Raw genomic sequence first — 16,246 nt, 5'->3', positions numbered from 1 at the left:
GAAGTGACCGAAGAAGAGGCAGCGCCGCCCAGGGTGAGCATCGTCGCGACCACCCACAACCAGGAGGCCTACGTCCGTCAAGCATTCGACAGCTTCCTCGACCAGCGGACGGATTTTCCCGTGGAGATTGTCGTCGCCGACGACGCCTCGACCGACTCCACCACCTCGATAATCAAGGAGTACAGGGACCGATACCCGGCCTTGTTTCGGCCGATCTTCCGATCCGAGAACCTCGGCCTCAACCGCAACATGACCGGAGCCCTGTCCGCCAGTCGCGGCGAGTATGTCGCGCTGTGCGAGGCAGATGATTACTGGGTCGATCCGCTGAAACTGAGCAAGCAGGTTGCCTATCTCGACCGCCATCCGAAGACAACCGTGTGCTTTCATCCCGTGCGGGTGGTCTGGGAAGACGGTTACGCCGAGGACTCCAAGTTTCCACCGCCACATGTGCGAGGCAATCTGACTGTCGACGCACTGCTCCTGATGAACTTCATACAGACCAACTCGGTCATGTATCGCCGCATTGAGCGTTACGACGACATACCCACCGACGTGATGCCCCTGGACTGGTACCTGCACGTTCGACACGCCGCACGCGGTGATATTGCCATGCTGCCCGACACGATGGCCGTCTACCGCCGCCACTCGCAGGGCATGTGGCACAACCAGGTGGTAGACCCCCCAAAATTCTGGCTGACGCTGGGACCTGGGCATGCGGCGACCTTCGACGCGATGCTCGACCTCTTCCCGGGCGACGCCGCACGCGAAGACCTCATTGCCGCCATGGCCGACTGGATTCTGCGTCAGATTGCCAACGTACCCGGTCCGGAGGGGCGCGCGGCGCTTCAGGACACCATCGCGCAGCACCCGCGGATGGAGACGCTGGCGCAGCGGTATCGCCAGGCTGGCCGCGCGCAGCGGTTAAAGGCGATATCTCGCAGGCTGGCCCTGGTAGTGCCGCGGCCGAGGGGACTCGTCGACTTCTGGCCTTCACGCTTTCGCGGGCACGCCGAGGTCACCGGAGCTGCTGCCAAATCGCTTCGCGACCGGTATGCGGTGCGTGGTGGCGACGCAGGTGACGGGACTGGCGCCTAGGCGGTAATACGCCGTCGTGCCAGGAGTACGGAGCCGAGCAGGTTTAAGGTGATCGGGAGCGGGATGGGCAGGCCTGCCGGCTACGGAGGGCCTGCGTACAGGGGAGGATCGGTCGCGGTGCCGGATAACGGTGACAATAACGGCGTGAAGAGCCGCGCAGGTCAACGACGGCGGGTGGCCAAAGTAGCGCGAAGGGATGCCAGGTGACATCTGCTCCGACTGTCTCAGTGATCACGATCTCGATGAAGGACTTCGAGGGGCTCAAGCGCACCGTGGACAGTGTGCGGGCGCAGCGCTACGACGGGGATATCGAGCACATCGTGATAGACGGTGGGTCCGGCGACGACGTCGTGGAGTACTTATCCGGAATTCAGCCGGGCTTTGCGTACTGGCAGTCCGAGCCCGACGGCGGCAGATACGACGCGATGAATCAGGGGATCAGCCGCGCCTCGGGCGATCTGCTGTGGTTTCTGCACTCAAGCGATTGCTTCTCTGATCCCCATGTGGTGGCTGACGCCGTAACTGCGATCTCCGACCGCGGGTCGCCGCGCGAAATGTGGGGCTACGGCAAGGACAATCTCGTCGGCCTCGGGCGTGTGCGCAGCCCGATGCCCTTCAGCCTCCGGAAGTTCCTCGCCGGCTGGCAGACGATTCCGCACCAAGCGTCGTTCTTTGGCGCGTCGTTGGTTCAGCAGGTGGGCGGCTATGACCTTGACTTCGGAATCGCCGCCGACCAGGAATTTATCCTCCGCGCTGCGTTGCTTCGGGAGCCAGTCACGGTGCCGCGGGTGTTGTGCGACTTCGACACCACCGGCGTCGGAACGAATCGACCGCCCCGCGAGGTGTTCCATGACCTCCGCCGCATGTGGGACATGCATGACCGCTACCCGCTGGGAGGGCGGCGGCTCTCGCGCGCCTACCTACGAGGGTGCGAATACTACTTCGACTTACTGGCGTACATCTTCAGGCAATGATCGTCAGTTGGCGGTGACCTCGCCCTTGGGCGAGCCTGTCTAGGCCCTTCTCAGCCAGAACGAACCGGGTTCGCGGGATTCAAATTGCTCCCGAAGTACGGGGCACGCTGCGGTCAGCTCGTTCGGGTGGTGATGTTTCAAGAAGTTCAGCGCCCCGATGATTTTGAACTCTGAATTGTAACTAAGGAAGGCCTCCAGCAGATACTGCTCATTCCAGAAGCAGCCAGCTTGTATCCATTCTTCGAGATAATCTTTGGGGGTGAAAATATCATGAATATGAATCAAAACCCCGGGCTTCAGAATTGGGAGAATCTCGAAGTATTCGTAGAGCACATCGCCTTGTGGCCGGATCATGTGCGACGAATCGATGAAGAGGATGTCGTTCTCCTCCAACTGCCGGAATAGCGAGGTATCGATCAGCTCCACCGGCTTGCGGACGACGTTCACGCCGATCTCGTCGAGCCACCCGACTTCGTAGGGTTCGATGCAGACGTGTTCGCACTGGTAGTCGGGGTCGTCGCCGCGGTTGGCTTGCACGGCGCATGCCGCCAGGAGGGTCGACTGGCCGCTGCCGATCTCGAAGATGCGTTTCGGCTTGAACAACCTGATCATGTTGTACAGGAACTCGGCATCGCCCGATTCGAAGAAGCCGTTCTGATAGAAGAATTCGTGGTCGGCGTGGCGTTCGAGGGGAAAGCGCCTCAGTTCATCGTTGAAGTGGAACTTGCTGAGTAGGTCGAGCTGTTCTGCCTCATTCCAGTCGATGCCACGCAGTTCACGGTCGTCGGACAGCGGCTTTCGAAGATGGGCCGGATTGAACAGGGGTTCGTAGTAATGGTCGAGAAGCGGATATATCCCCACTTTCCTGAAGACACGCAGGGTCAGCGGCATCCGTCCGAACCCGGTCTGGCGGATCACCCGCAGCGCCACAGACGCCGTCGCCGCGATTGGAATCAGCGCGAAATCAATCAGTGACAAACAGAATTTTTGAAACTTCTGCATCGCTAGCTGACAGCCATATCGGAATTACTCGTGACAAAAGGAATTTTGTCCGACTTGACAGAAATTTTCAGTGATCCCCGGTTCACGCCGCGATCGTAACATCAACGCTAAAATTCATCAGCCACTCGCGACGTAGTCGCTCGATTGCGGCAACGTCGGTACGGGGTACGACGGGCACGCGGCCGGCGTGTATGGCCTCTATTCATGTCAAACTTTGGCCGAGACCTGCCAAACGCCGGGGGCCTGACAAAGGAGAACGTATGGGGATGGTCGAAGCCGCGTATCGACTCGCGCGGCGCGCAATCGACAGGTTGCACGGATATGGCGTGATCAACCGCGGGGGCAGAGGGGTGGTCGGCCTGATCGACGTGGGTTCGGTGGGCCCCCTGCCCGACCCGTGGCATAAGCGGTCCGACCTCGTCAGCCACGTCCTCAAATTCGAACCTCGCGATCCTCGCGAGGAGAAGCCGCGGGTGGTCAGCGTGGACGTGGCGCTCTGGAGTGAACCGGCGACGCTGCCGTTCTATGTGTACGCCGGTCAAGCCGGCCACGGTTCGTCGCTCTTCCGCGAGGACCAGGACTACGTGCGCGAGAACTTTGAAAAACTGCGCACCCTAGGGCCGGCTCACCTCGCTGAAACGTGGTTCGACCGAGTGCAGCTGCACCATGTCGAAGAGATTCAGTGCACGACGCTCGACGCCGTGCTCGCTGAACGCTCGGAGACGTATCACGTACTCAAGATCGACGCACAGGGCGCTGAGCGGCAGATCTTGGAGGGCGCGGCCAACTACCTGTCGGGTGACGATTGCCTGGCCTTGCATCTCGAACTGTTCCGGTTGCCCCTGTACAAGGGGATCGCGTTGCGGCCCGAGGTGGAGGCGATGGTCGACAGCCTGGGCTTCAGCCTGGTCAAAGAATTTCCGCCACACGGCACATTCGACTCGCAGAACGACTGCGTGTTTCTGCGACGCGGAGCCGATGGCCCGGTGGCGGATGCGATTCGCGTTGCCTATGAGCTCTAGTGGGCGAACGCGGTGACACTTTCGGCCGACCGGGTCACGGTGCCGGTGGCCTACCACGGCGAGGGCCCCTTCTGGGACGCGATCTCGGGCCGACTGTTGTCGCTGGATGTCCTCGCGGGTGTCATCGTGGCGCTCGATTCCGCGGGCGGGTTGTCGCGCTACCAGGTGCCGAGTCGAGTCGCGGCGGTGGTCAGGCGCCGAGCATTGGGTGGGTTCGCGATTGTCACTGAACACGGGCTTGTCGGTGCGAACGAACAACTGTCGGCTTTCGAGCGAATCGCCGGCATTACCGACGATCCGAACGTGCGATCCAACGACGGGGGCTGTGACCCGCTCGGCGGCTTCGTCATCGGCACGATGGCCTACGACGAGCGTCCCGGCGGTGGCGCTGTGTATCGCGTGACGCCCGACCACCAGGTCGTTCAATTGCTGTCGCCGGTGTCGATTTCGAACGGAGTCCAGTGGTCGGCCGACGGGTCCCGCGTCTACTACATCGACACGCCGACCCGGCGGGTCGACGTGTTTGACGTCGATCCGGAAACCGGCGCCTGGTTGGGGCGGCGGCGCCACGTCGACCTTGACGGGACGCCGGGCTACCCGGACGGGATGGCCATCGACGAAGACGATGGTCTCTGGATTGCGCTGTGGGGAGGCGGTGCCGTGAACCACTACGACGCGGCGGGCCGCCTCGTCGAGACCATCCGCATTCCCGGCGTCACGCAGGTCAGCTCCTGCACCTTCGGCGGTGACGGGCGGGACGTGCTCTACGTGACCACTTCGCGCCAAGGGCTTCCCGACGACCATGAGCCCTCTGCTGGCGCGATATTCGCACTGCGCACCCACGCGCGGGGGGCTGCGGCCGCCGAGTTTGCCGGCTGACGTCTAAACGGATTGGTTCGCACTGTGCCGCAACGCCGCGAAAACTGCGACCTGCAGGTATGGTGAGGTCGCAATGCTCCTGTGCGCGATATCCATTGTGTCATGGGTGCGTGCGGGCGGCAGCGCAAAATTTGCGGGCGGCGTGACAGGTGATGAACCGCGGCTAGGCCTTCGGTATGGTCTGGTCCGACGGAATCTCAGCTAAGGGTGTTCTCGCCACCCCAATAGACATGCAGGTCGACCGAGATGGGGGCAACGCGCGAGCGATGAACGGGGACAATTCGCCACGCCGGATATCGGCGGTCATCCGTGCCTTGAACGAAGGCAAGCACATTGGCCGTCTGCTGAAGGGACTTGATGAGCAGACCGTCAAACCAGACGAAATCATCGTGGTCGACTCCGGTTCCACGGACGACACTGTCGCGATCGCCGAAGCGGCCGGCTGCAAGATCGTGCACATCGCCAAGCACGAGTTCTCCTTCGGGCGTGCCTTGAATAGAGGCTGCGCCGCGGCCACTGGCGACATCCTGCTGTTCGCTTCGGCACACGTCTATCCCGTTTACAACACGTACGTCGAGCACATCGTCGGTGCGTTCGAGCGCGAAGGCGTGGTGATCGCATATGGGCGTCAAGTCGGTGATGAGCGAACAAAGTTCTCAGAATCACGAGTGATGCTGAAATGGTTTCCCAACCAGAACATTTGGGACCAGGGCCACCCGTTCAGTAACAACGCGAACGCTGCTGTACTGAGATCTGTATGGCAGGAGACACCCTACGATGAGACGCTGACTGGCCTCGAAGACCTCGACTTCGCCAAGAAGGCCCTCGACCGGGGCTACAAGATCGCCTACGTCGCGGATGCTCCTGTGGTCCACGTGCACGAGGAGACGTGGAGCACGATCCGCAACAGGTATCGCCGCGAGGCGATGGCTTACGCCCGCATCGTCAAGGGGTCCGATATGTCCCTGCGGCGGGCGCTGAGTCTGGCCGTAACGAACATCGTGAGCGACTACCGCGTTGCGCTCAAGGCGCGCCTTCTTCGAGGCAATGCGTTGAGCATTCCGCAGTTTCGCCTCGCCCAGTTCATAGGAGCATGGCAAGGGTTTCGCGAACCAGACCACGTATCGGCCCGATTGCTGGAGCGCTTCTATTACCCAGCCGAACCAGAAAGCAACGAATCTTCACCCGCGCCCGGTCGCAAGATCGTCTACTCCGATGACTCCTAGCCGTTACAGAGCAATGACCCGAACCATCGCTGTCGTACCGATGCGCCACAATAGTGAGCGCGTCCCTGGCAAGAACTATCGACCCCTGGCCGGAATTCCGCTGTACCACCACGTCGTCCGAACGCTGGCTGCGGTACCCGAAATCGACCTGATCGTCGTCGACACCGACAGTGATTTCATCATCGGTGACTGCGCAGAGCACTTTCCGCAAGTGCGGGTACTACTCCGTCCAGAACACCTCCGCGACGGCAATATCGCAATGAACGATGTCCTGCTGAACACGCTCGAGCAAGTCGACGCGGATACCGTATTGCAGACACACTCGACGAATCCGTTCCTCAAGGCGGACACGATGTCAGCGGCGCTGCGACGATTTGCCGCGTCCGACCGGGAGTTCGACTCGGTGTTCAGCGTTACGCGCCTTCAGGCTCGACTTTGGGACGCTGACTCACGGCCGGTCAACCACGATCCGTCCGTCCTGCTACGGACGCAGGACCTTGCACCCCTTTTCATCGAGAATTCCTGCTTCTTCATATTCACTCCAAAGCTGTTGCGGGAGCGTGGTACTCGCATCGGCGCCCACCCGCTCATGATCGAAATGGCGCCGCTCGAGGCCGTCGACATCGACACCGAAGAGGATTTCGCGTTGGCGGTCGCCATCGCCGAGCACAGTGGGTCCGTCAGATGAGCACTCCGCTGGTACTTGTGACCTGTCGACAGATGCAGGTCGAGTTGCCAAGGCACCGTGACCGGATCGAGCAGCTCGGCTACGAAGTCGTCGCGCCGGATCTCGCTGGGCGACAACAGTTCACCGCCGCAGAGCTGCTCGAGTACAGCGATCGATTGGTCGGCATCATTGCCGGCGATGACGAGCTTGACCGCACATTCTTCAATGGGTCCACCAAGCTGAAGACAGTGATCCGTTGGGGCATCGGCATGGATTCTGTCGATCACGATGCCGCTCGAGATCACGGGGTCACAGTGCGCAATACCCCAGGTGTCTTCAGCCACGAAGTCGCCGACTCAGCGTTCGGTTACATCTTGAATCTCGCACGCGGCTACATCGCGGTCGACGCTGCTGTACGACGTGGCGAATGGCCCAAGGTCGAGGGGATAACGCTGGCCGGCTCGCAGCTCGGAATTGTGGGCTTGGGTGCAATAGGTCGTGAAATCGCCAGGCGTGGAACAGGTTTCGGTATGGACGTGGTAGCGCACGATCCTTTTGCGGGAACAACGCCGACCGGTGTCTCGATGATCGACTTGGATAGTCTGTTAACTACCAGCCGGTTCATCGTCCTGGCGTGTCCGCTGACATCGGAGACGCTGCACCTCATCAACGCCGAACGTCTAGCCCTGGTGCGCCCCGACGCCTACCTGGTCAACGTCGCCCGGGGCCCAGTCGTCGCGGAGAAGGACCTGATCGACGTCCTCAAGAGCGGCCGGCTTGCCGGTGCGGCGCTCGACGTCTTCGAGGTCGAGCCGTTACCGCTGGATAGCGAGCTGCGAAACCTGCCCAACGTCGTGCTGGGTGCGCACAACGGATCCAACACCCGCGAGGGCGTCGCACGTGCGAGCAGCGCCGCAGTCGACTTCTTGATCGAGGAGCTCAGACGATGACCTCCGCGGTCATTGTCACGGGCGCCGCCGGCGGGATCGGCACCGCTCTCTGCGAACGGTTTCGCAAAAACGGCCACATCGCGATCGGGCTCGACAGAACTATTGCATCGGCAGCCGATGCCTACATCGAAGTCGATCTGAGCGAATCTGATCAGCTCGTGGAGCTGGGCCGGCAGCTCGCAAGGGACTACGAGCTGAAGGCCCTCGTGCACAACGCCGCCGTGCAGCCCGTCGCCACGGCAGGGGAGACACCCCTCCGTGAGTGGGAGAACGCCTGGCGCGTCAATGTCGTTGCTGTCGACGCCTTGGCCTCGGGCGTACGAGAAAACCTGGCCGCCAACCAGGGGTCGGTTGTCGTCATCAGCAGCGTCCACGCCCATGCGACGACCAGCGGGATCACGGCCTACGCCACGACTAAAGCAGCGCTGGAGGGATGGGTACGCGCCGCTGCATTGGATCTCGGGCCGACTATCCGGGTTAATGCCATCGCTCCGGGGGCGATCGACACTCCGAAGCTTCGTGAGGGGTTCGCTCGGTGGGGAGAGACGGCTGAAGAGCGCAGGGCGATCCTCTGTGAGCGCACCGCACTCCGCCGAATTGGGGACCCGGCTGATGTCGCTGGGGCAGCGTCGTTCCTGATGGGCGAAGACGCCCGATTCATCACCGGAACAGTGCTCGTCGTCGACGGCGGAGCGACGGCCCGATTGGGGTCGGAATAAGGATAGAGGGGGCGTGCCCACATTGACCACGTTTGCCGCCGTAGGGCGGAACAACAGCATCGGATTTCTGCGTCTAGTCGCCGCATCGCTCGTAATCGTGGGCCACTCGATCCCGTTCGGTGGGTTCGGCAGCTCAGATCCGCTAATGGAGTGGACACACAATCAGGTGGCAACGGGGCGGTTTCCCGTCGATGTGTTTTTCATCCTGAGCGGCTTCCTCATCACGGCCAGTTTCGAAAGAACCGCGGACTGGCGCGTCTACGCATGGCATCGCTTCCTTCGGATCTACCCGGCTTTCCTGGTGTGTATAGCTTTGACAGGTCTGGTCGTGGCGCCGATATTCGGATCTGGGGTGGACCTCACTTACATCTTGGTGAATGCCCCGCTGATCAGCGGCATCATCGACGTGAGCCCAGGGCTCTTCACCACCAACCCCTATCCCTCGGTGAACGGCGCGCTCTGGACTCTGCCCTGGGAACTGAGGGCATACCTGCTGCTCGGCGTCCTCGGAGCTCTTGGGCTGTTCAAGCGGCGGTGGTTGATTGCCGCCGTGTTCGTGGTGTGTTGGGCGACGTTCGTCGTCGAGATCTTCTCCTACCCGGGACTGCAGACCTCGGCCGCGGTGACCTCGGGTATGCGGCTGTTTACGTTCTTCTTTGCAGGAGCACTCTTTTACTTGTACCGCGAATCGACTCCCGTTAAATGGCAAATCTTCGTGGCGTCGCTGGTATTTATCTTGGTCGGAATAATTCTCGGAACTATCACTCCGGCTTATTCAGGCGGTGTTTTCTACGCCGTGGCTCCGATCCCGCTATCGTATGCGACGTTATATCTCGGAATACGATTGAACGTCACCAAGGTGAATTCGTTAAATGACCGATTGTACGGGATCTATATATACGGTTCACTGATGCTCAATATCTTCGTGTGTTTGGGCCTCAATCGCATATTCGGAGATGGGCCCAGTTTCTGGAACTGGCTCGCCTACCTCGTGCTGACGTACATCGCGACGTATATCGTGGCTTCCCTCAGCTGGTTCGCGATCGAGAAGCCTGCGATGAGCTTCAAGAATCGTCCGCCATGGCGCCGGTCTGGTAAGTCCGGCCCCGGGATACGACCTCGCGAGAGCGAGGTTACAAAAAAGTTGACTGGAGAAGCCGCTCAGTGAGTTTTCGTGAACACACAGCCAGAATGCTGACTCGATCCATCGCTGGCGCGCGGGCGCTGGCGGATGACACGCTGAGCGCGGCGGGCCGCGCAAATCGCGCGTACATCCGCCAGTTCAGGCAGGTGCACACCGGCGAACGATGTGTCATCATCGGCAACGGTCCAAGCCTTCGCGATACCGACCTGAGCTTGTTGCGCGACCAGTACACGTTCGGCCTCAATCGCATCTACCTGATGTTCGATGAACTGGGATTTGAGACCACCTTCCACGTCGTCATCAACCGGCATGTGGTCGAGCAATGCGCCGACGATTTCCGTAAGATCAACGCTCCTCTGTTCACCACGGAGCAAAACCGTGATTTCCTCGACGGCGCCGCCAATACCGCGTTCCTTCACAACATCGTTGGGCTGTGGCCGCATTTCTCTCGTGATGCCAGTCGGGGAGTCTGGGAGGGCTATACAGTCACCTATGTGGCGATGCAATTGGCGTACTACATGGGCTTCACCGAGGTCATCCTCATCGGTGTCGACCATCGCTTCGCGGTCAGTGGAAAGCCAAATCAGCTGATTGAATCCACCGGACCGGACGCCAGCCACTTTGACCCGCAGTACTTCCCGAAAGGGTTCAAGTGGCAGCTGCCCGATCTCGAGAACTCCGAATTTGCGTACCGGCTTGCCCGCAAAACGTTCGAGGATGACGGCCGACGAATTGTTGACGCCACAGTTGGCGGCGCGCTGACGGTGTTTCCCAAGGTGTCACTCGAAGAGGCGCTCGCCAGGTGACCGGTGAGCAGGATCGACCGCAGAGGACGCGTGAAGGGTCTGTGTTGATGGCATGCACGGTGTTCTGCAGGCAGGTGAAGTGATGGTATTGCGATGGCTCGCGCGCCGTGTGCTGCCTCCGTGGGATCTCGATGAAGTTGGCATCGTGTTCCACGTCATTGGAAAGACGCCCGGCACCATGCTCGATGTCGGAGCGCACCAAGGCTATTCCGCGGCACCGTTTTTGGCGAAGGGGTGGACTGTCCACGCGTTCGAGCCAGATCCGGCCAACCGCGGCATATTGGCGGCCCGCTTTCCCAACGCAAGAGTGACGATAGATCCGCGCGCCGTATCTGAGCAGGACGGCGACGAAGTCCAGCTCTTCACGAGCGATGTTTCCAGCGGCATCAGCACCCTGTCGCCGTTCCACACCACCCACACCCCGACGACGACGGTCCGAACCGTTCGGCTAGACACGTACATTCGTGAGCGAGGCATCGCGAACGTCGACTTCTTGAAGGTCGACACCGAGGGGTTCGATCTGTTCGTACTTCGCACCTTCCCGTGGGAGTCGCTGCACCCCAAGGCTGTGGTGTGTGAGTTCGAGGACAACAAGACAACCCGCCTGGGTCATGACGTCCACGAAATAGCCCGATTCCTCGAGAGGCAGGGGTACGCGATTGTCGTCTCGGAGTGGGAGCCGATCACCCAATACGGGGTCCGGCACACGTGGCGTCGTTTCGCGCGTTACCCGACTCAGCTCGATGCGGACAGCTGGGGCAATCTCATTGCCGTCGAGCCATCGCTGCTCGACTCGGTGGATCGCGCCGGCCAAGCTGCGGTCAGGCGTCTTCGCATCAGCCAGTGGGCGGCCCAGTGATCAGGCTCCGGTGAATCCGAAGAATTAGGCGTGTCGCAATGTGGAAATCGAGGGTGCTGATTTGTTCGATGCTTTGAGGCTCCGTGCGTTGAATCGACTGGGGAAACCCCTGCGCATCAAGATTCAGGGCGTCGACTACTACCTGAACCCAGAACCAGTCGCCTTTTATCACGCCCGCAATTCGATGTCGAAGCTAGTACGCATGGTCGATTTGATCAGCGATGCTCAGTCGATATTCGACGTAGGCGCGAATTGCGGCATCTTTTCAGCGCTCTGCGCTCGAAAGTTTCCAGGGGCATCCATACATGCTTTCGAACCCGCGGAGGCACTGCAGTCGGTCTTGGCGCTGAACTGTTCAGCTCCCAACATCTCGGTGCATCAGTTGGCTGTCGGGGAAAGAAACGAGGACGCGACCCTCTACGTGAATCCCGATTCGCAACAAACCAACAGCCTCCAGCTGTCGGCGGTAGAGCCGTTCCTCGCCGCGACGAAGATCGAGACGGAAACCACAAGATGCGTTTCCATCGATTCCTTCGTTGCCGAACACGGCATCCCGCCTATCGACGTACTGAAGGTCGACGTCCAGGGCCTCGAGGGTGCCGTGCTGCGCGGCGCCCAGGCTTCGATGGACAGCGTCCAATATCTATTTCTCGAAGTGACCTGGCTTGACCTCGAGGGTGTTCAACGCATATTGCCGGCCGCTGAGCACTACGGCTTCAGCTATGTCGCGGTCGTCAATCCCGTCTATACGGGCGCGGATCTGCTGTTCACGCGGCAACCACTGAGCACCGACGTGCCGAACGTGTTGTGCTTCCCGCTGAACGAGGAAAGTGCTGGCCAGCAATGGTTCTAGACGCCGTCGGGTGAGCCTACGAACGAGCCGGTGACCCTACGCTGCGTGCAGGATGAGGTGCGTCTGATCCCATCGATCGGCCCGGTAGGTGGCGTTGGTGTACCCGAACTCTTTGAGCAGCGCGTGCACCTCGTCGGCCGACGATCCAAAACCTGGCAGGTACGTATCGTGCACTTCGATATAGAGGGCCCGCGGTCGTTCCGGTGACGTCAACAGTTGTTTCGCGCCCCTGAGGGCCAGAATCTCCGCGCCCTCGATATCCAGCTTGATGACGGTCGGATGGGGGAGCCGGCCTTCCGCTACGAGGCTGTCCAGCGATCTTGTCGAGACCGACACACTGCCGGTTTCGTCGCGCTGATGAACAAGACTGGGACTGTTGCCATCGTCGCCATCGGTGTACAGGACGACGGTTCCGTCCGAGTCGCTGATAGCGAGGGGCTCGACGGCGAACGTCCGATCAGGGTTGAGCGCCGCATTGACCTCGAGGCGACGTCTGATCGAAGGGTCGGGTTCAAACGCCACTGTGCGGCAGATTTTTGCCGCATGGAGTGCGACCATGCCGATGTTCGCGCCGACGTCAAACAGCACGTCATCGTCACGAAGGTCTTCCAGCATCGCCGCCGTGTATTCGGTCTCCCCGCCGTGCTCGACCACTCGGAAGGTCTCTGTGAGATTGCTGATCTCGAAGCGCACACCGGGACTCTGGAACTCGGTCAGGGTCACCACCATCGGCAGACGACGCCTGTACACGTACTCGTTCAGTCGTCTCTTGGCTTCCGATGCAGCGAGCCGAATCGATTTCACTTGCAGTATCCCCTCCGAGAACGTCGGGTCTGAAGTCTAATCGAGGGCGATGAAGGGCGTAGTTGTTGCGGCCTAAGCCGCTCGCGGTGCCGATTGACGTCGACATCTACTATGAGGCTGGCGGCGGCGCCTCAAATTGCCAGCAGGACAGGCTGACGATCGCTGCAGCTATACGTCAGACGTGCGGTGACCTACACCAGAAGCGGGAAACCAGTGAAGCGAGCGTTGATAACCGGAATCACCGGACAGGACGGCTCATACCTCGCCGAACTGCTATTGCGCAAGGGATACGAGGTCCACGGGCTTATTCGGCGTGCGTCAACGTTCAACACATCGCGTATCGATCACCTCTACGTCGATCCGCACCAACCGGGCGCGCGATTGTTCTTGCACTACGGAGACCTCACTGACGGCGCGCGTCTGGTGACGCTATTGAGCACGATCGATCCCGACGAGGTCTACAATCTCGCGGCGCAGTCGCACGTGCGGGTCAGCTTTGACGAACCCGTACATACCGGTGACACCACCGGTATGGGTTCGATGCGACTGCTCGAGGCCGTGCGGCTCTCGCGGGTGGACTGTCGCTTTTATCAGGCGTCCTCTTCCGAGATGTTCGGCGCATCGCCGCCGCCACAGAACGAGAACACACCGTTTTACCCGCGGTCGCCATATGGGGTGGCGAAGGTCTACTCATATTGGGCTACCCGAAACTATCGGGAAGCGTATGGAATGTTCGCGGTCAACGGCATCCTGTTCAACCACGAATCCCCAAGGCGCGGTGAAACCTTCGTGACTCGAAAGATCACTAGGGCGGTGGCGCGCATCAAAGCTGGTATCCAGTCGGGCGTCTACATGGGCAATCTCGATGCTGTGCGCGACTGGGGATACGCCCCCGAGTACGTCGAAGGGATGTGGCGGATGCTGCAAGCCCCCGAGCCTGCGGACATAGTTCTGGCGACTGGCCGCGGATACACCGTCCGCGAGTTCGCCCAAACCGCCTTCGATCATGCAGGGCTCGACTGGGAGAAGTATGTGAAGTTCGATGACCGCTACCTCCGGCCTGCTGAGGTGGATTCACTGATTGGCGATGCCTCAAAGGCAGCTGAGTCGCTTGGTTGGAAGGCGTCGGTCCATTCCGCGGAACTGGCCAGAGTCATGGTTGATGCCGACATCGCTGCCTTGGAATGTGATGGCACACCGTGGGTGGACAAGCCGAATCTTCCGGGCTGGAGCTGACACGGATGGATTCGCCACTAGGCGTTCTCGACCGCGCAGCACGCATATATATAGCCGGGCACCGCGGGTTGGTCGGTTCGGCACTGCTGCGCAAATTTCAGGACGAAGGATTTACCAACCTCCTTGTCCGGCCACACAGTGAACTCGATCTGACTGACCGGGCGGCGGCATTCGACTTCGTGTTGGAGTCACGACCGCAGGTGATCATCGACGCCGCAGCCAAGGTCGGCGGGATCATGGCGAATGACACCTACCCGGCAGATTTTCTATCCGAGAACCTCCAGATCCAGGTTAATCTGCTCGACGCCGCCCTCGCAGCGCGTGTACCGCGACTGTTGTTCTTGGGTTCCTCGTGCATATATCCGAAGCATGCTCCCCAGCCCATAGAAGAGAGTGCGCTGCTCACGGGCCCCCTGGAACCCACAAACGATGCGTACGCAATCGCCAAGATCGCGGGCATCCTTCAGGTCCAAGCGGTGAGGCGGCAATACGGATTGGCGTGGATCTCGGCCATGCCCACCAACTTGTATGGGCCCGGTGACAACTTCTCCGCGTCGACGTCGCACCTGCTGCCTGCGCTCATCAGAAGGTATGACGAGGCAAAGGCGGCGGGCGTGGGGGAGGTGACCAATTGGGGGACCGGAACCCCACGCCGTGAGCTGCTACATGTTGACGACTTGGCGGGCGCGTGCCTGCATCTTCTGGAGCATTTCGACGGTCCGAACCATATAAACGTGGGCACAGGAGTCGATCACACCATCAGCGAAATTGCCGGCATGGTGGCCGACGCGGTTGGGTACACCGGCGAAACACACTGGGACGCAACGAAGCCGGACGGAACGCCACGGAAGCTGTTGGATGTCTCGGTCTTGCGAGGGCTGGGATGGCGACCCCAGATCGAGCTGCGCGACGGTATTGAGGACACGGTGGCGTGGTACCGCGCGAACCTTGATGCGGCCAGGAAATGAATCTGCCGATTGCGCCGGTCCGGAAGAAGTGATTTGGTAGCTTCGCGCAGGGAGAACGCAGGATCACCCACACCAGGCGGACCGCAAGAGGTCAAAGATGTCCGGCGCGGATCTTTTCTATTCCGGACGGCCTGTGCACAGGAAAGACGTAGGGGGCATCGCAATGGAAAAACTTGACAGCGCCGTGGAATTCACCGCGCATAACATCCGCCTCGATGATGGCACTTACACGATTCCCGAGTCTCCGCATTCGATGGTGGATCTCTCCTGGTTCATATCCGCCCGCGGGGTCCTGGACACGGTGTTTCCAGGGGATAAGAGCCAATTCCGGATAGCGGATGTCGGCTGTCTCGAAGGTGGGTATGCCGTCGAGTTTGCGCGCATGGGATTCCAGGTCCTTGGAATAGAGATTCGTGACCAAAATATCGCTGCGTGCAACTATGTAAAGTCGAAGGTCGACCTACCGAATCTCGAGTTTGTCCAGGACAACGCCCTAAATATCGGCGATTACGGCGAATTCGACGCGGTCTTCTGCTGTGGACTTTTCTACCATTTGGAACGTCCTAGGGCATATTTGGATACACTCTCGGCGGTAACGAAAAAGCTTTTGATCCTGCAGACTAATTTCGCGCTTATCAGTCGGGCGGAAAAGCTACTTCGGTTGCCAACCAGTGTGCGTTTTGTAACGGACAAATTGCTCAGGAAGAGTGAGCCGACGAAGTTCGTACTTTCTGCACCGATTGTGAACGAGGGCGTTCCCGGAAGGTGGTTCACCGAGTTTCCCACTAAACGGTCTTACATCGACCGGGCGTCCAACCGGTGGGCGTCCTGGGACAATCGCAAGTCCTTCTGGATTCAGCGCGAACATTTACTCCAGGCGATCAAAGACGTCGGGTTCGATCTCGTCATGGAGGAATTTGACAATTTGAAGCCCAGCATCGCGGAGTCCCTTCTCGGTGGCCGCTATGCAGCGAACCTTCGGGGAACGTTCCTCGGAATCAAGACCGCGGATCAGGCGTCTCCCGGCATCGGCTGAACTCGA

General features: G+C 60.3%; 17 protein-coding genes. 15 read left to right on the top strand and 2 right to left on the bottom strand.

From position 1 onward, the window contains the following. The first annotated feature begins 3 nt into the window (after positions 1 to 3). Both G6N43_RS24805 and G6N43_RS24800 read left to right on the top strand, forming a co-directional pair. A complete protein-coding gene (locus G6N43_RS24805; RefSeq protein ID WP_110810531.1) occupies positions 4 to 1,095 on the top strand; it encodes a glycosyltransferase in 1,092 nt (363 codons plus the stop codon). Positions 1,096 to 1,298: 203 nt separating this feature from the next. After that, on the top strand, positions 1,299 to 2,069 hold the full coding sequence (locus G6N43_RS24800) for a glycosyltransferase family 2 protein (protein WP_083156965.1): 771 nt from the start codon (positions 1,299 to 1,301) through the stop codon (positions 2,067 to 2,069). Positions 2,070 to 2,108: 39 nt separating this feature from the next. On the opposite strand, the gene G6N43_RS24795 is transcribed toward G6N43_RS24800, so the two are convergent. Next, positions 2,109 to 3,071 (bottom strand): class I SAM-dependent methyltransferase, encoded by a 963-nt coding sequence (locus G6N43_RS24795; RefSeq protein WP_083156966.1) that lies wholly within the window; start codon positions 3,069 to 3,071, stop codon positions 2,109 to 2,111. Between the two features lie 260 nt (positions 3,072 to 3,331). On the opposite strand from G6N43_RS24795, the gene G6N43_RS24790 reads away from it, so the two are divergent. From G6N43_RS24790 to G6N43_RS24745, 10 genes are all read left to right on the top strand, one after another. Then, complete coding sequence (locus G6N43_RS24790) at positions 3,332 to 4,093, top strand: FkbM family methyltransferase (RefSeq protein WP_234810279.1); 762 nt, start codon at positions 3,332 to 3,334, stop codon at positions 4,091 to 4,093. Positions 4,094 to 4,105: 12 nt separating this feature from the next. Continuing rightward, positions 4,106 to 4,972, top strand: coding sequence for an SMP-30/gluconolactonase/LRE family protein (locus tag G6N43_RS24785; RefSeq protein ID WP_083156968.1), 867 nt, complete (start codon positions 4,106 to 4,108; stop codon positions 4,970 to 4,972). Positions 4,973 to 5,148: 176 nt separating this feature from the next. Next, positions 5,149 to 6,198, top strand: a complete 1,050-nt coding sequence (locus tag G6N43_RS24780; RefSeq protein ID WP_234810280.1) for a glycosyltransferase family 2 protein — start codon at positions 5,149 to 5,151, stop codon at positions 6,196 to 6,198. A gap of 40 nt (positions 6,199 to 6,238) precedes the next feature. Continuing rightward, positions 6,239 to 6,886, top strand: a complete 648-nt coding sequence (locus G6N43_RS24775) for an acylneuraminate cytidylyltransferase family protein (RefSeq protein WP_234810281.1) — start codon at positions 6,239 to 6,241, stop codon at positions 6,884 to 6,886. Further along, on the top strand, positions 6,883 to 7,815 hold the full coding sequence (locus tag G6N43_RS24770) for a phosphoglycerate dehydrogenase (protein ID WP_083156971.1): 933 nt from the start codon (positions 6,883 to 6,885) through the stop codon (positions 7,813 to 7,815). Before G6N43_RS24775 ends, G6N43_RS24770 begins: the two co-directional genes overlap by 4 nt. Further along, the gene (locus G6N43_RS24765; protein WP_083156972.1) at positions 7,812 to 8,534 is read left to right on the top strand and encodes an SDR family NAD(P)-dependent oxidoreductase; all 723 of its coding nucleotides are present in this window, start codon (positions 7,812 to 7,814) and stop codon (positions 8,532 to 8,534) included. The genes G6N43_RS24770 and G6N43_RS24765 overlap by 4 nt, the downstream gene beginning before the upstream one ends. A 13-nt stretch (positions 8,535 to 8,547) precedes the next feature. Further along, positions 8,548 to 9,702, top strand: a complete 1,155-nt coding sequence (locus G6N43_RS24760) for an acyltransferase family protein (protein ID WP_083156973.1) — start codon at positions 8,548 to 8,550, stop codon at positions 9,700 to 9,702. A gap of 23 nt (positions 9,703 to 9,725) precedes the next feature. Continuing rightward, positions 9,726 to 10,484: a 6-hydroxymethylpterin diphosphokinase MptE-like protein gene (locus G6N43_RS24755; RefSeq protein ID WP_083156974.1), complete on the top strand. Its 759-nt coding sequence runs from the start codon at positions 9,726 to 9,728 to the stop codon at positions 10,482 to 10,484. A gap of 82 nt (positions 10,485 to 10,566) precedes the next feature. Then, the gene (locus G6N43_RS24750; protein ID WP_163658194.1) at positions 10,567 to 11,343 is read left to right on the top strand and encodes an FkbM family methyltransferase; all 777 of its coding nucleotides are present in this window, start codon (positions 10,567 to 10,569) and stop codon (positions 11,341 to 11,343) included. A gap of 40 nt (positions 11,344 to 11,383) precedes the next feature. Beyond that, a complete protein-coding gene (locus tag G6N43_RS24745) occupies positions 11,384 to 12,196 on the top strand; it encodes an FkbM family methyltransferase (protein ID WP_083156976.1) in 813 nt (270 codons plus the stop codon). 36 nt (positions 12,197 to 12,232) lie between these two features. On the opposite strand, the gene G6N43_RS24740 is transcribed toward G6N43_RS24745, so the two are convergent. Further along, entirely contained in the window at positions 12,233 to 12,889 is a 657-nt protein-coding gene (locus G6N43_RS24740) for an FkbM family methyltransferase (RefSeq protein ID WP_234810282.1), read from the bottom strand. A 324-nt stretch (positions 12,890 to 13,213) separates the two neighbouring features. Here G6N43_RS24740 and gmd point away from each other — a divergent pair, with 324 nt between their 5' ends. From gmd to G6N43_RS24725, 3 genes are all read left to right on the top strand, one after another. Further along, the gene (gmd, locus tag G6N43_RS24735) at positions 13,214 to 14,236 is read left to right on the top strand and encodes a GDP-mannose 4,6-dehydratase (RefSeq protein ID WP_083156977.1); all 1,023 of its coding nucleotides are present in this window, start codon (positions 13,214 to 13,216) and stop codon (positions 14,234 to 14,236) included. A 5-nt stretch (positions 14,237 to 14,241) separates the two neighbouring features. Continuing rightward, a complete protein-coding gene (locus G6N43_RS24730; RefSeq protein ID WP_083156978.1) occupies positions 14,242 to 15,204 on the top strand; it encodes a GDP-L-fucose synthase family protein in 963 nt (320 codons plus the stop codon). 163 nt (positions 15,205 to 15,367) lie between these two features. Beyond that, positions 15,368 to 16,240, top strand: coding sequence for a class I SAM-dependent methyltransferase (locus G6N43_RS24725; RefSeq protein ID WP_083156979.1), 873 nt, complete (start codon positions 15,368 to 15,370; stop codon positions 16,238 to 16,240). The last annotated feature ends 6 nt before the right edge of the window (positions 16,241 to 16,246 follow it).

This window comes from Mycolicibacterium moriokaense (assembly GCF_010726085.1).
Taxonomy (GTDB): domain Bacteria; phylum Actinomycetota; class Actinomycetes; order Mycobacteriales; family Mycobacteriaceae; genus Mycobacterium; species Mycobacterium moriokaense.
Note: the sequence above shows the minus strand (reverse complement) of the source record. Positions and strands in the feature narration are given on the sequence as shown.

Coding starts and splice junctions, on each gene's coding strand:
- G6N43_RS24780 (WP_234810280.1), top strand. CDS start 5,149: ATGGTCTGGTCCGACGGAATCTCAGCTAAGGGTGTTCTCGCCACCCCA.
- G6N43_RS24770 (WP_083156971.1), top strand. CDS start 6,883: ATGAGCACTCCGCTGGTACTTGTGACCTGTCGACAGATGCAGGTCGAG.
- G6N43_RS24730 (WP_083156978.1), top strand. CDS start 14,242: ATGGATTCGCCACTAGGCGTTCTCGACCGCGCAGCACGCATATATATA.
- G6N43_RS24755 (WP_083156974.1), top strand. CDS start 9,726: ATGCTGACTCGATCCATCGCTGGCGCGCGGGCGCTGGCGGATGACACG.
- G6N43_RS24795 (WP_083156966.1), bottom strand. CDS start 3,071: ATGCAGAAGTTTCAAAAATTCTGTTTGTCACTGATTGATTTCGCGCTG.
- G6N43_RS24725 (WP_083156979.1), top strand. CDS start 15,368: ATGGAAAAACTTGACAGCGCCGTGGAATTCACCGCGCATAACATCCGC.
- G6N43_RS24750 (WP_163658194.1), top strand. CDS start 10,567: ATGGTATTGCGATGGCTCGCGCGCCGTGTGCTGCCTCCGTGGGATCTC.
- G6N43_RS24790 (WP_234810279.1), top strand. CDS start 3,332: ATGGGGATGGTCGAAGCCGCGTATCGACTCGCGCGGCGCGCAATCGAC.
- G6N43_RS24775 (WP_234810281.1), top strand. CDS start 6,239: ATGCGCCACAATAGTGAGCGCGTCCCTGGCAAGAACTATCGACCCCTG.
- G6N43_RS24765 (WP_083156972.1), top strand. CDS start 7,812: ATGACCTCCGCGGTCATTGTCACGGGCGCCGCCGGCGGGATCGGCACC.